This window comes from Arthrobacter sp. Ha26, assembly GCF_059091705.1.
The window spans coordinates 272322-286010 of record NZ_JBNHGX010000005.1 but is presented as its reverse complement, the minus strand read 5'-3'; the positions used below and the strand labels follow the sequence as shown (position 1 = coordinate 286010).

Annotated in this window: 15 protein-coding genes; 3 read left to right on the top strand and 12 right to left on the bottom strand. The window is 66.6% G+C overall.

What is annotated here, in order from left to right; genetic code table 11:
• Positions 1-10: 10 nt before the first annotated feature.
• The 10 genes from AC5RVY_RS14020 to AC5RVY_RS13975 all read right to left on the bottom strand — a co-directional run bounded on the left by AC5RVY_RS14020 (position 11) and on the right by AC5RVY_RS13975 (position 9110).
• Positions 11-1186 (bottom strand): MFS transporter, encoded by a 1176-nt coding sequence (locus AC5RVY_RS14020; RefSeq protein ID WP_493955314.1) that lies wholly within the window; start codon positions 1184-1186, stop codon positions 11-13.
• Complete coding sequence (locus AC5RVY_RS14015) at positions 1183-1848, bottom strand: GntR family transcriptional regulator (RefSeq protein WP_493955360.1); 666 nt, start codon at positions 1846-1848, stop codon at positions 1183-1185. The genes AC5RVY_RS14020 and AC5RVY_RS14015 overlap by 4 nt, the downstream gene beginning before the upstream one ends.
• Before the next feature lie 68 nt (positions 1849-1916).
• The gene (locus AC5RVY_RS14010) at positions 1917-2906 is read right to left on the bottom strand and encodes a cyclase family protein (RefSeq protein WP_493955313.1); all 990 of its coding nucleotides are present in this window, start codon (positions 2904-2906) and stop codon (positions 1917-1919) included.
• The gene (locus tag AC5RVY_RS14005) at positions 2903-3157 is read right to left on the bottom strand and encodes a hypothetical protein (protein ID WP_493955312.1); all 255 of its coding nucleotides are present in this window, start codon (positions 3155-3157) and stop codon (positions 2903-2905) included. Before AC5RVY_RS14005 ends, AC5RVY_RS14010 begins: the two co-directional genes overlap by 4 nt.
• 13 nt (positions 3158-3170) lie before the next feature.
• Positions 3171-4508: a TRAP transporter large permease subunit gene (locus AC5RVY_RS14000; protein ID WP_493955311.1), complete on the bottom strand. Its 1338-nt coding sequence runs from the start codon at positions 4506-4508 to the stop codon at positions 3171-3173.
• Positions 4509-4587: 79 nt separating this feature from the next.
• Entirely contained in the window at positions 4588-5367 is a 780-nt protein-coding gene (locus tag AC5RVY_RS13995; protein WP_493955310.1) for an NAD(P)-dependent oxidoreductase, read from the bottom strand.
• A 21-nt stretch (positions 5368-5388) separates the two neighbouring features.
• Complete coding sequence (locus tag AC5RVY_RS13990; protein ID WP_493955309.1) at positions 5389-6018, bottom strand: RraA family protein; 630 nt, start codon at positions 6016-6018, stop codon at positions 5389-5391.
• A gap of 29 nt (positions 6019-6047) precedes the next feature.
• Positions 6048-7055, bottom strand: coding sequence for a tripartite tricarboxylate transporter substrate binding protein (locus tag AC5RVY_RS13985; protein WP_493955308.1), 1008 nt, complete (start codon positions 7053-7055; stop codon positions 6048-6050).
• Between the two features lie 46 nt (positions 7056-7101).
• Positions 7102-8604, bottom strand: a complete 1503-nt coding sequence (locus AC5RVY_RS13980) for a tripartite tricarboxylate transporter permease (protein ID WP_493955307.1) — start codon at positions 8602-8604, stop codon at positions 7102-7104.
• 2 nt (positions 8605-8606) lie between these two features.
• Entirely contained in the window at positions 8607-9110 is a 504-nt protein-coding gene (locus tag AC5RVY_RS13975) for a tripartite tricarboxylate transporter TctB family protein (RefSeq protein ID WP_493955306.1), read from the bottom strand.
• A 127-nt stretch (positions 9111-9237) separates the two neighbouring features.
• On the opposite strand from AC5RVY_RS13975, the gene AC5RVY_RS13970 reads away from it, so the two are divergent.
• From AC5RVY_RS13970 to AC5RVY_RS13960, 3 genes are all read left to right on the top strand, one after another.
• Positions 9238-10041, top strand: a complete 804-nt coding sequence (locus AC5RVY_RS13970) for an IclR family transcriptional regulator (protein WP_493955305.1) — start codon at positions 9238-9240, stop codon at positions 10039-10041.
• 46 nt (positions 10042-10087) lie between these two features.
• Complete coding sequence (locus AC5RVY_RS13965; protein ID WP_493955304.1) at positions 10088-10813, top strand: SDR family NAD(P)-dependent oxidoreductase; 726 nt, start codon at positions 10088-10090, stop codon at positions 10811-10813.
• 67 nt (positions 10814-10880) lie between these two features.
• Positions 10881-11270 carry a VOC family protein gene (locus tag AC5RVY_RS13960; RefSeq protein ID WP_493955303.1) on the top strand — a complete coding sequence of 130 codons (390 nt, stop codon included), beginning with the start codon at positions 10881-10883 and terminating at the stop codon, positions 11268-11270.
• A 21-nt stretch (positions 11271-11291) separates the two neighbouring features.
• On the opposite strand, the gene AC5RVY_RS13955 is transcribed toward AC5RVY_RS13960, so the two are convergent.
• Together AC5RVY_RS13955 and AC5RVY_RS13950 are read right to left on the bottom strand one after the other, a co-directional pair.
• Positions 11292-12125 (bottom strand): oxidoreductase, encoded by an 834-nt coding sequence (locus AC5RVY_RS13955; RefSeq protein WP_493955302.1) that lies wholly within the window; start codon positions 12123-12125, stop codon positions 11292-11294.
• A 9-nt stretch (positions 12126-12134) separates the two neighbouring features.
• Positions 12135-13625: an FAD-dependent monooxygenase gene (locus AC5RVY_RS13950; RefSeq protein WP_493955301.1), complete on the bottom strand. Its 1491-nt coding sequence runs from the start codon at positions 13623-13625 to the stop codon at positions 12135-12137.
• Between the last annotated feature and the right edge of the window lie 64 nt (positions 13626-13689).

Genomic DNA, 13689 nt, shown 5'->3' with positions numbered 1-13689 from the left:
ACTGCACGCCCTAGTCCAGCTGCACGCCGCGGAGCAGCAGGAGCGTCCCGCCCACCACTGCGGCTGACGCAAGAAAAACTCCCCCTGCGCCGAGCCCCGCCGCAACCACCCCGATAGCGCTCGGGAGGACCACCTGGCCCACCCTGTTGCCGGCGAGCCGAAGGGCAAGCGCCCGCCCGCGCTGCCCCTCGGGGGCCTGCGCCGAAAGCCAGGACATGGTCAGCGGCTGGCCGATGCCAAGCCCCAGCCCGAGGAAGGCCATAACAACAAACAACAGCCAGGCCGGCATGGGAATCGCCGCCACAGCCAAAGCGACGGTGGACAGTGCCAGGCTCAACACCAGCAGCCGCATCCGGCCCAGCTTCCGGGACACCCGCCCCAGGAGGAGGCGGGAAACCATGGAGAACACCGCCCTGACGGTGAGCATCGCGCCCACCGTTGCCGCAGTGAGCCCGCGTTCGGATCCCAGTGCCGGCAGGTACACCATGGTCAGGTCCACCACGGCAAGGACAGTGGCGCTGGTGGCCAGTGCCCGGGCGACGCCCGGAGTCTTCAGGAGCGAGACCGCGTTGCCGGTGCTGCCGCCACCCACAACTGCTTTCCTCTTCCCGCCGCTGACATGTGCTGCCACACCAAAAGTGGTGACGAAAAGTGCCAGGCTCATGCACGTCGACAAGAAGAAGATCGCCTGGGTATCGGGGCGGATGGAGGCGCCTCCCACCAGGGAAATCGCCAAGGGCCCAAGGGCCTGGCCCAGGGATGCGGCGAAAGTCAGGTAACCGAAGGCCGCGTCCATGCGGGCTGCAGCAGCATTGTTGGCCACCACGGCCTGCTGCCCCACAACACAGGCCAGTTGCCCGGCACCCAGCAGCGCGGTTCCGATGACCAGGGCAAGGATCGACGAGCCCCACAGCAGCAGGAAAGCGGAACAGGCAAGAACGACGGCGGACCCGATAGCCATCAGCCGGCGCTCGCCCAGGCGGTCCACCAGTCCGCCCGTGGGAACCGCGAGCAGCAGGGGGAAGACAGCGTAACTGGCGGCCAGGAGGCCGAGGGCAAATCCCGGGACGTCCAGTTCAAGCGCACGGTAGGTGGCCGCAGGCCGGACCAGGAAGGTCACGGCCTGGATCAGCGTGGAATGGAGCAGGAGGGAACTTGTTGTGCGGCGTCCGAGTTCGCCGATCACGAGACGCCCTGGCCACTGCCCGAGATGGCACGCACTGCGGCATCCCCGGCGCCCATGACGTGCTCGAAAGCAATCTTCGCAGCCTGGTCGGGATCGCCCCCGGCCACGGCGTCCACCAGGGCCCGGTGCTGGGCCAGCGCCTGGTCGCGCCGTTCCTGGGTGCTGTTGGTGAAGTGCCGGTACCTCTCCATGTGGCTTGAGACCTGGCCGTGGAAGCGGCGGGCCCACGAGTTTCCGGCCATCTCCGCGATCTTCGCGTGGATTGCCATGCCCTGCTGCATCGCGTCATCTGCGAACTCCACCAGCGCCGCGTTCCTTGCCAGGACGCCCCGGAGCGCCTCGATGTCAGAAGGCGTCGCCTTGATGCAGGCGTTCCGTGCCATGAGGGATTCCATCGCCGCCCGCACCTCGTAGAGTTCCGAGATGGCTGCCTCGTCTAATCCCGGGACCAGCACGCCGCCGGTTGGTTGCTGTTCCAGCAGGCTCTCGGATATCAGCCGCCTGATCGCTTCCCTCAACGGTGTGCGGCTCACCTGCAGCGTGGACGCCATCGCAGGTTCGTAGATGCGCGCGCCCGGTTTCAGTTCCAGGCTCAGGATCTGCCGCTTCAGTTCCGCGTAAACCATATGTGCCCCGGTGTTCCGGGCAGGTACGTCATTCATCATCAACCTCCGACACACATCATACTTGTATACAACTACACAAGTATGGTCGGCGCTGGTCCAGGGAGTTACACCAGGGCGGTAGCGTTCGCAGGAGAGCCGGCCCCGCCCGTGATGTTCAGCGGTTTGATGGTGATGAAGGCGTCCCACGGCCCGGCACTGCGCATATGGCGGGCAAGAGGGCCGAGCCGCCACAGTTCACCGAGCGGCACGCCCAGCTTGGCGAGAAGCTGCTGGTGCATCATGCCGTGATCGTTCGGAGCAGAGTCGCGGTAGGGGCTGGACGGCAGTGCAGGGAGGCATTCAACGGCGAAGTTGTCCGCCGCGAGCAGCGCAAGCCGCTGGTCCCAGGCCCAGGCGACGAATTCCTCCGACTGGGAAACGCCCGTGGCCCGCCGGCTGTCACGCATCCGCTGTTTTTCTCCCGGGTCCAAGCCCAGGAACCACTCGCACCAGCCGGTGTGGAGCATCAGGATGTCGCCCGGCCGGAGTCTCACGGACTGCGCTTCCATCACCGCCTCAATCAGTTCCAGGCCCAGTGGTTCACCGGCGGCATGGTCGATCGGTGCACCCTGCCCGGAACGGAACCCGTCCAGGTCCAGCAGCACTCCCCTGCCCACGATGGGACTGTCCGCCCATTCCTGGATGCCAAGGTCCGGAGTGCCCTCGGTAATGCGGTCATCCGGCGTGCCGTTGTAGAAGCCCACGTCGTCTGCGCGGCGGTGCCGGAGGCCGTCGATCTGGCTGGATCCCTGCAGGTAGTAGCCGTCCAGGAAGTCGTCGCGATGGGCCGGATGGGAGGAGTAAATGGTATGCCGGGGCGCGCCGCGCTTGAGCGACATTCCCGGGTCGAAGGCATCGGCGGGATAGTCCAGGCCGAACGCCGCGCCCGTGCGGATGCAGTCCCGCGCGTCCAGTACCGCCTGCGGAGTAATGAACGACGGCGTCCCCCGGGCTGGGTCCGGAAAAAGTCCCCAGGAGGTCCCCGCCAAAGCACCCTCCCGCGCCAGCAGGCCGGCGAACGTTGGATAGCTTCCGTCCCCGGCCGCAGGGCTCACCGTGCCCCTGCTTCCTGCGGCTGGTCCTGGTTCTGGCGGCGTTTGTAGCTGAGCAGGAACCCGGCCACGGCGCAGACGGAGGCCGCGATGCACATGGGCGCCTTGATGGTGTCGTTGAGCAGTTTCAGCCAGTCGCCCTGGCCCGCCACCAGGGCGGTGGCCTGCCCTGCCACAAAAACTACACCGCCAACCAGGAGGGCTGCCAGCGTCACGACGAAGAGGACTTCGATGGCCCTACGGATGGTGTGCATTTTTTGGATTCCTTTAGATGGGCAGGATGCCGAGGATGATCAGGACGCCGATGCCGAGCAACGGCAGGGCGTAATGGGTCAACAGCCGGAGGAAAGTTGTGATCGGGTCCACGTCCGCAATGCCGCACGCCACATACAGCGGGGCACCCCCGGGTGGGACTGCCGCCTCGCAGGACGAGAAGACCAGGACGGCCACGGCTGCGGTGGTTGCCGGGACGCCGGCGGCCACCAGTGCAGCGACGCCGACTGTTCCCACGGCGGCCATCGTGGCGGTGGCCGACAGGGGCGCGGCGACGGCGATGACGATCAGCCCGATCAGGATGGCCAGGAGCCACAGCGGCAGGTTCATCCCGTTGAGCAGTGCCGTCATCTGCTTCGGCAGGCCGGTGGCGGCCAGGGCATTGGCTCCGGCGAAGGCGAACACCACGGTTACCCCCACGATCCCGAAGCGCGGCGCGGAGTCCTGCAGCAGCGCCCACCAGGCCCGACCGTCGGTGGGGAGCTTCTTCCGGCCCAGCAGCAGGCCCGTGATGATCAGGACCACGGGGATCCAGGCGATGACGCTGACGGACTTGGTGACGTCTGCCCCGGTCCAGTCCGAGAGTGCCTTGGCGATGGCGCCCGAGGTAACGACCAGCGGGATGGCCACCACGATGAACAGCAGCAGGGTGGCCCAGCCACGGCCAAAGGCAGAGCGGACAGAGATCCGGTGGGCCGCATCCAGCGGGGCCATGCCGCTCTTGCGGATCAGCAGCCAGGTGACGATCAGCCGGTGCAGGAAGCACCACAGGCCACCGAACAACAACGGCAGGACCAGCGCATTGATGTCCAGCAGCGGACCCACGGTGGCGGAACCGACCAGGACGAACATCGAGGCGCTGAACGGAAACGTGATGCCCATCCCCGCGTTGCCGGCCACCAGGGTTGCGGCAGAGGGTTTGTCCAGCCTGGATTTTTCCATCCAGGGAATCGTCACCGAGCCGACGGTCGCGGCAATCGCGGCCTGGTTATGGACCACGCCGCCCAGGCCGGCGGACGCCACGGTGGACACCCATGCCGGTCCGCCCTTGACCCCGCCGATCAGGGAGTTCAGCAGGTCGATCAGCCGGTCCAGCACCCCGGTCCTGTCCAGCAGATAGCCCATAAAAACGAAGGCCATGGTGGCATAAACGATCTCGTCCGTGATGGCCGAGTACAGCGCATCCCAGCCGATCTGCGCCGCTGCCGTCCCAGTGAACGGGAGCACGGCCAGGAAGCCGAGGATCATGGCCTCCCCCACGCTGCGCTTGAGGAGGGTGGTCCACAGCAGGATGACCGCAAGGTAGGCGCCGAGTGCCCAGATGCCCATCATGCTGCTGCTCCTGCTGGCGGGTGGCCGGTTATGTGGTGAGTCACGTGATACCCGATTTCGATTCTGCCGGACTCTGCGGTCAGCGCAAGGCCGGCGCGGTTTCCCCGGCCATGCGGGTCAGCGCGGCGGCCGATGCCGAGGTCATTTCGGCCGGCACGCCAAGGTCGCCCAGGTAGCTGGCCGTATCCTGCATTTCCTTGGAGCGGCGGACTGCGTGCTTCACGGTGCCGGTGAGGAAGCGGTCGATGACGGCCTGTCCGTCGCCGGCCAGCTGACCGGCGATCTGGTCCCGGATCCATTCCTCGAGTCCGGCGGCCCGGCCGGCGGTCACGGCCTCCACCACCACGGAGGCCAGGCCTTTCATGAGAACGCTGCGCAGGAGCTTGTGCGCCATTGCCGCGCCCGGCTCACCCTCGGCGATCTCAACGTCCACACCGAGAGGCGCCAACAGGCCGGCCACTGCCTGGGCTCCGGGCCCGCTCACCATGAGGGGGGTCTTCTCCCCCAGTGCGGACACGGGTCCCAGAATGGCGACGTCGGCGAAATCGGCTTTGCCGGACAGCTGCCCCAGTTCACTCATCACCCCCGGCGAGGAGGAGGTGAAGTCCGCGTAGCAGCTTCCCGCTTCAAGGACCGGAAGGCACTCCTGTGCCACGCCGCGGGCCGCCGCAGCACCGGTCAGCACCAGGACAATGTCAGCCCCGGCGCAGGCCTCGGCAGCTGTCGCGGCGCGGGTGACGCCGGCGGGAGTGGACGGGGCAACGGGATCAAACCCGGTGACCTGGTGGCCGGCGGCGGTGAGCGCCGCAGCGTAGGTGGCTCCGGCTTCGCCGAGGCCGATAACGGTTACCGCTGTCATGTTCTCTCTGTCTTTCCTGAGTTAGCCGCGGGCGGCGACGATGGCCTGACGGCGGTTGGTTTCGTCGGCAAAAACTGCTTCCGCAGCTTCGGCCACCGCCGCTGCGTGTTCGCGCGGAATGACCACAACGCCGTCCGAGTCGCCGATGATCACATCGCCGGGGAGGACGGGGACGCCGCCGAAGGCGAGCGGCGTCCCCAGCCTGAAGGGGCCGTTTTTGTAAGGGCCCGCGGGGGAAGTAGCCCGGGCGAAGACGGGCATACCGATCTCACCCAGCGCTTCGGCGTCGCGCGCTGCTCCGTCCAGTGCGAAGCCGGCAATGCCGAGGTTGATGGCACGTTCACCGATGAGCTCCCCGAGCAGGGCCCGCGACTCGTCGCCGCCGCCGGCAACCACAATGACGTCGCCGGGACGGGCGTGCTCCAGGGCCTTGTGGATGCCCTGGTTGTCGCCGGGGCGGGTCCAGACGGTGAAGGCAGGGCCGGCGAGCCGCGCCCCGGGCCAGACTGCCTGGATGGCCGAGTCCGCCACGCCGAGGCGGTCCACGGCGTCGCCGATGTTTGCGGCGGGCAGTTTGGCGAGGCGCTCCACCACATCCCGGTCGGGGCGCGGGAAGTCGGCGTCGATGGTCTCAGTTGCTGCGGTTGTCATTGGTTCTTCCCTCGGTAGGTGCGGGCGGGTCAGTCTTTTTTCTGGACCAGCGGCAGGACCTTCTTGAAGTCCTCCTCCTGTCCGGCCCAGAACTGCTTGTAGTCAGTGCCGCTGAGGTAGCTGGTCTGCAGGCCCAGTGCGCTCATCTTTTCCTTGACGGTGGGGTCTTCGATGGCGGCCTTGATGGCCGCTTCGAGCTTCTTGGCCACGCCTTCGGGCAGTCCGGCCGGCGCTGAGTAGCCGCGGGCCGTGCCGGCTTCAACCTCGTAGCCGGATTCCTTGAACGTGGGAACGTCCGGCAGTGACGGGGAGCGTTCGGAGGTCATGACACCGAGGACCCGGGCCTTGCCCTGCTTGGTCAGGTCGGTGACGTCGCTGACGTTGGCCACCAGGACGTCCACGTGCTTGCCGAGGAAGGCCGTGGTGGCCTGGGATGCGCCTTCGGAGAAATGGACGGGCGCGAACTCGGCGCCGGTGGTTTCCTGGATCTGGGCCAGGGCGAAGTGTTCACCGGTCTGGAGGCCGGTGGTGCTGGCGGTCATGGATTTCGGGTTTGCCTTGGCAGCCTCCAGGAGGTCCTTCAGCGTCTGGTAGGGGCTGTCCGGCTGCACGGCGATGACAGCCGGATCGATGACCTGGCGGCCCAGGGGTTGGAAGCTCTCGCGGGTGTAATTGGCACCGCGCGCCGGATCCAGGGGCGAGACGACGACGGACGGCGAGCCGGTGGCGCCGATGGTGTAACCGTCGGGCTTGGCGCTGGTCAGCTGGGTGTAGCCGATCTGGCCGCCGGCGCCGGGCTTGTTGATGACCTCCACGTTGGTGCCGAGTTCCTTTTCGAGGATGGGCTGGATGAGGCGGGCGGCAGTGTCCACGGCTCCTCCGGAGGAGAAGGCGACGACGAGGTCGATGGACTTGCCCTTCTTGGGGAAGCCGTCTGCGGCGGCGGTGCTGCCGGCCGGGCTGTTGGCGCCGCAACCGGTGAGGGCGATCAGTGTTGCTGCCGCGAAGGCTGCGGCGATGCGTGAACGGGTTTTCATGGTTCTTCTCCTTTGAAGGGGTATGTGGGGGTGGTGCGTGTGCGGTTTAGGTTTCGGGGTCTTCGTTCAGCGCCTTGGGCTTGCGCAGCTTCAGGAGCGGGCTGAAGACAATCAGGAGGCCGAGGCCGATCAATACCGCGGAGACGGGGCGGCTGGTGAAAATGCCGAAGTCGCCTTGGGAAATTTCGAGGGATTCGCGCAGCGAGCGTTCCATCAGCGGGCCGAGCACCAGGGTGAGCACCATAGGAGCCAGTGGGATGTCCAGATGCCGCAGCGCCAGGCCCAGGAGACCGAACCCGATCATCACGAACACATCGAAGACGCTGAAGTTGATGGTGTAGGCGCCGATGACCATAAAGAGCAGGATCAGCGCGGTCAGGATCGACGACGGGACGCGGAGGATGGAGGTCCAGAGCCCCACCAGCGGAACGTTCAGCAGCAGCAGGAGCAGGTTGCCGATGAAGAGGCTGGCGATGATGGCCCAGGCGATTTCGGAGTGTTCAGTGAAGAGAGTGGGGCCGGGGGTGAGGCCCTGCTGGAGGAACGCGCCCATGAGCACGGCGATGGTGGGTGATGCCGGGATGCCGAGGGTGAACAGCGGGATGAGGGCGGCATTGGCGTGGGCGTTGTTGGCTGTTTCCGGGCCGGCAACACCTTCGATGGCACCCTTGCCCAGTTCGTGCCGGTTGCGGGAGAACTTCTTTTCGGCGCCATAGGCCAGGAGGGAAGAGACGGAACCGGTCATCCCGGGGATGAGGCCCAGGCCGAAGCCGATGCCGGTGCCGCGGGCCATGGCCGGTGCGCTGCGGCGCCATTCCCTGCCGGTGGGGAGCAGCGAGCGGAAATTGGGTGCGTGCACCGCGGCCGGCTGGTCCCCTTTGCGGAAGGAGAGGAGTTCCGAGAGTCCGAAAACGCCGACGATGACGGCCACGAAGCTGACGCCGTCCAGGAGCCGGTCCATGCCGAAGGTGAACCTCGGGGCGCCGGCGACGGGGTCGATGCCCACCATGGCGATCAGCAGGCCCAGGGCGCCGGAGATCACTGCCTTGACCATTGATTTGCCGGCCAGGGCCACGAGGAGGGAGATGCCCACCACCATCAGCGCAAAGAATTCCGGTGGTCCAACCAGCAGGCCCAGCTCTCCGAGGGGTTTCGCCGCTGCCACCAGGCCCAGGGTGGCGATGGTTCCGCCCACAAAGGATCCGACGGCTGCGATCGTCAGCGCTGCACCTGCCTTGCCGATCTTGGTCATGGCATAACCGTCGATGGTGGTGATGGCGGAAGCTGCCTCACCGGGGGTGTTCAGCAGCACGCTGGTGATGGTTCCCCCGTACGCCGTGCCGTAGAAGATGGCACACAGCATGATGATGGCGCCGGTCGCGTCGAGGTTCAGGGTGAGCGGGATGAGCAGCGCCACGCCGGCCACGGGGCCGATTCCGGGCAGGACGCCGATGATCGTTCCGAGGAGGCAGCCCAGGAAAGCAAAGAGCAGGTTCTGCCAGGTCATGGCGGCCGCGAAGCCACCCATCAGTTCGTTGAAGATATCCACGTCTAGAGTCCGATCGTGTTCAGCAGGGGGAAGGCCGAAACGGGCAGCGACACGTTAAGGCCGTAGTTGAAGGCGTAGAAGGCGCCCAGGCTGCCGGCGAGTGCCGTAATCAGTGAGGAGAGCCAGCTCCTGCGGCCGCGCAGTTTCAGGTGGTACATGAGGAAGAGGAACATGCCCAGCTGGAAGCCGATCAGGTCCATCACCGCTGCAAGGACCACCAGGCTCAGGACGACGGCGATGACCAGCCCCCGGTCGATGCCTTCCGCCGTGTCGCTGGGCCGCCGGAGTTCCTGGATCAGCCACACAACGGCCATGGCCACGAGAACGGCGCCCATGACGAAGGGGAACAGGCCGGGGCCGGGGCCCAGGGAGGTCCACAGGCCGAGGTCGATGGAGGTGAGCAGGACATAGGCACCTACAGCCGCGAAGGCACCGATGCCCACCAGCACGGAGGGCGCCACTCGGACACTGCTCTCGGTTTTCGTGGTGATTGACTCCGTTGTCATGGCTTCCTTCTCACATTTTCACTGCATGTCGTTGCATTTCATAGAATGAAATAACATTGCGTACAGAGAAATAGTGACACCAGACACACGCGCTGTCAAGCGCAAGGAACTTACATAGAATGAAAGGATGGCGACGACGACACCCACCTCCCCGGACACAGCGGCAGAGGAGGGCCCCAAGGCCACGAATATGCGTTCGCTCTCGCGGGCCATGGAGGTCTTCGCGGAACTGCAGCGTGCAGAACGGCCGCAGAGGCTCAGTGACCTGGCCCGGACCTGCGGTATGAGCCTGCCCACCACCCTGAGGATCCTGCGGGTGCTGCAGGACTTTGGCATGGTGAGCCAGACGGACAAGTCCTACCGGATCGGGCCTGCGGTCCTCCCCGCAGCCCGGAGCTTTCTGGAGAACGATCCGCTCGTTGTCGCGGCCCGGCCCATCCTCCAGCAGGTGGCTTCACAGACCGGGCTAACGGCGTCGCTGTACACGCGGCTGGGGTTTGAGCGAATCCTCGTGGCGCGCGTGGACGGCGAGGCCCCTCTGCGTTACGACCTCCCGTTGGGCAAGCGCCTGCCCCTCACGCTGGGCGCGGCCGGCAAGATCCTGCTCGCTTCAGCGCCCGACGACGAACTTCAGCAGGTGGTGGCGGCGGCGGTCGCAGCGGGCCAGGACAGTGGCCTGACGGCCGAAGAATTTCGGACCAGGCTGCCCGCGCCCGAGGCAGAGTATGCGTACTCCGCGGATGAGCGTGCCACGGGAGTTCTCTCCGTTGCCGTTGCGGTGCCGAACAGGACGGGGCGCCGCCCGAGCGAGTCCATCTCCCTCACCAGCCCGGTGGAGGCAGCCAGCGAAGCGACCCTCAAAGCGGGCGTCCCGGAACTGCGGCGCGCCGCAAGCAGGCTTTCGGAGCTCCTTGAGGGTTCCGTCTACTAGGCGCCTGCACCCATCACAGGATCAGCCCGGAACAATCGGAGAAGTCATGGCGCGCATATTCATCACCGGTTCCGCTGACGGACTGGGCCTGGCTACTGCCCAGTCCCTGGCCGGCGATGGACACACCGTCATCGTGCATGTGCGTAACGCTGCACGCCTTGCTGCGGTGCAGGACCTCGTGGACCGCGGTGCCTCGGCAGTAGTGGGTGACCTGTCCGATATTGAGCAGACTCGTGACGTGGCCAGCCAAGTGAACCGTAGTGGTCCCGTGGACGCCGTTATCCACAACGCCGGCGTACTGCACAGCCGGGACATCTTCCAGGTGAATGTTGTGGCACCCTACCTCCTCACTGCGCTGATCAACCGCCCGCACCGGCTGGTCTACCTCAGCAGCGGCATGCACCGCGGCGGGCACGCCGACCTTCGGCGCCTGGACCTGGGCACGGCGAAGGTGACCTACTCGGACAGCAAGCTCTACCTCACAGCTCTCGCAGCCGCCGTCGCCCGGTTATGGCCCGACGTCCTCAGCAACGCCGTGGATCCGGGCTGGGTGCCCACCAGGATGGGCGGCGCCGGCGCCCCGGACGACCTGCGGCTCGGCCACCTCACCCAGGAATGGCTTGCCACCAGCAATGACCCGGAGGCCCTCACCAGTGGCGGTTACTGGTTCCACCAGCACCGGGAGAAGCCGCACCATGCGGTCCGCGATGAGCGGTTCCAGGATGAACTCCTGGACCGGCTTGCCAACATCACCGGGGAGCGCCTCGGCTGATCCGCTGCATGCGGGACGCCACGCGAGCTCACGGTTTTTTCGCGACAGCTCAGGATACTGTGGGCGCATGGAGATGCGCCTTGAGGTTGTTCAGGTCCCCGTGTCCGATGTGGACAGGGCAAAGTCGTTCTATACGGAGAAGCTGGGCTTCATGCTCGACCACGATGTGGAGCATATTCCCGGGATGAGGGTGGTTCAGCTGACGCCGCCTGGTTCGCCCACATCGATCGTGATTGGCACAGGAATGACAGGCATGCAGCCCGGCAGCCTGGAGGGGCTGCAGCTCGTGGTGCCGGACATGGCTGCGACCCGCGAGGAACTGGTGCGCCGCGGCGCGGACATCAGCGACGTCCAGGACATGGGTGGCGTCTTGTTTGCACATGTCGCGGATCCGGACGGCAACCGGTGGGTTCTCCAGGGCGCCACGCCACCCGGAATCAGGGACGCCCACGTCTAACTGCAGGCCCGCTGGGGCCCGTCAGCTGCGCGGCCGTCCGATGGCGCGGGTAATCAGAGCATCGAACTGGCGGTCGCCGAGCAGGCCGCGCGCGGTGATCAGCGCTTTGGCGCCGAAGCCCATGGCGTAGCGGGTCTTGGGCGTTGAGGCGCTCACGGCCTTGCCGATCGCGTCAGCCACCACCGACGGCGGTGAGCTCCGGTTTCCGTGCGCCGCCTGCCTCAGTGTCCCGGCCACAGCTTTCGCCTGCGCTGCATAGGGTCCGTGCCCGGAGGTGGCTTCAAGGTTGTCGGCTGCTATGCCGCCCCATTCGGTAGCGATGCTGCCGGGTTCAATGACCACAACGTCGATGCCGAAAGGCTTGACCTCCAGCCGGAGGCAGTCGCTGAGCGCCTCCAGCGCAAACTTCGTCCCGTGGTACCAGCCGCCCAGCGGCGTGTAGATCCTCCCGCCCATCGAGGTGATGTTCACGATGGTGCCCGAACGCTGCCCGCGCATCTGCGGCAGCACCACCTGCGCCAGCCGGATCGCGCCGAAGACGTTGACCTCGAACTGCCGGCGGCCCTCGTCGACGGCGACATCCTCGAGCGCACCGTAGGAGCCGTAGCCGGCGTTGTTCACCAAGACATCAATGCGGCCGGTATCGGCGATGATCTGCTCAATGCCGGCAGTCATGGACGCTTCATCGGTCACGTCCATCGCAAGCGGCCGAACACCCTCCGCCGCCAGTTCCTGCAGCCGGTCTATGCGCCGGGCCGCGCCGTACACGGTGTAGCCGAGCGCTTGCAATCTCCGGGCGGTGGCCTCCCCGATGCCGGAGGATGCGCCAGTGACAAGTGCCGTTTTGGTGGTCATGCTCCTAACCTAGGGCCACCCGAACCAGGTGGCCAGCGCCTCCGCCAGGCCTGCGTCGCTTCCGTCACCCACCCACGCCACATATCCGTCGGGGCGGACCAGGACCGCGGCAGGAGCGGGAACCTCCCCGAGCACGGGCAGTTCCCAGGGTCCGCCGTAGCGGGCGTCCACCAGCTTCAGCCCGTCAGGCCGCCCCACGCCGTCGAAGGCTCCGGGTGCGCCGAAATTCAGCAGCACCGGCCGCGCCTCATGCAGCAGCGAAAAGGCCGTCAGGGTCCCGTCCGCGACGGAAAGGTCGACGTCGGGCATCCGGCGTCCGAGCAGCGGGTGGCCCTGGCCAAGGTCGTAGCGGACGTCCAGGCCGGACTGCATCGCGGCGAACCGCTTTCGCGGCTCCTCCATGGCAAGGAGCTCGGCAACAACTTCGCCCGTGGCTTTTATTCGGGGGTCCGGGCGCCGGAGTGCGCTCTGTGCCATGGTGTTGCGCAGCACCCAGGCAGCGACAGGATGCCGCTCGGAATGGTAGCCGTCCAGAAGGCTTTCCGGCGCTGTCCCGTTCACCACCTGCCCCAGCTTCCAGCCCAGGTTCACCGCGTCCTGCACACCGATGTTCAGGCCCTGCCCGCCGTCCGGGGCATGGACGTGCGCCGCATCCCCCGCCAGGAGGATCCGTCCGGAACGGTAGGTGGCTGCCTGCCGGGTCATGTCCGTGAACCGGGAGATCCAGGTGGGGCTGTGGGCGCCGTAGTCGGAGCCGCAGGCGGCAATCAGCGCCGCCTTCAGGTCCGCCAAGGTTGGCTCGGTGGATGGCCCCACATGCTCCTCCGTCACCATGACTCCCACCGGCCCGCTCTCCGCGTAAACTACTTTGCCGTCCACGATTTCGTACTCCCGCCGGCCAAAGGAATGGATGCCAAAAGGATTCTGGTGCACGCCAAACTCGGGCTGGCCGGTCATCTCCACCTCGGCAATCAGGGCGCTGGTGGTGGGATCCCACCCAGGGAAATCGATTCCAGCCGCTTTCCGGACCAGGCTCCGGCCGCCGTCGCACCCCACCACGTAGTCACCCCGCAGCCTCCTGCCGTCTTTGAGGAAGAGGTCGACGCCGGCATCGTCCTGCGCGAGGCCCGTCACCTCTTCGCCGCGGTAGAACGTCACGGCCAGCTCAGCCACCCAGCCCGCGAGGATCCGTTCGATATGGTTCTGCCACAGCCCGAGGCCGTAGGGGTGGCGGGTGGGAAAACCGCTGAGATCAAAGCGCGTGGCCGCGAAGCCCGCCACTTGGGCCACCTGCCCCTCGGCGATGAACCGCCCTGCAATGCCGCGCTGGTCCAGGACTTCAATGGTCCGGGCGTGAAGCCCACCCGCCCGTGCACCTGCCAGCTCCTGGCTGGGGCGCCGCTCTACAATCGCGGCCTCAACTCCTGCGAGCGCCAACTCCCCTGCCAGCATCAGCCCCGTGGGCCCTCCGCCTACTATCACTACCGCGTGTCCAGTCATCGCATCTGCTCCCGTTCTCCCGGTTGAGGCATCTGCGATTATCCGGCCCCCACGGGGCCTTGCG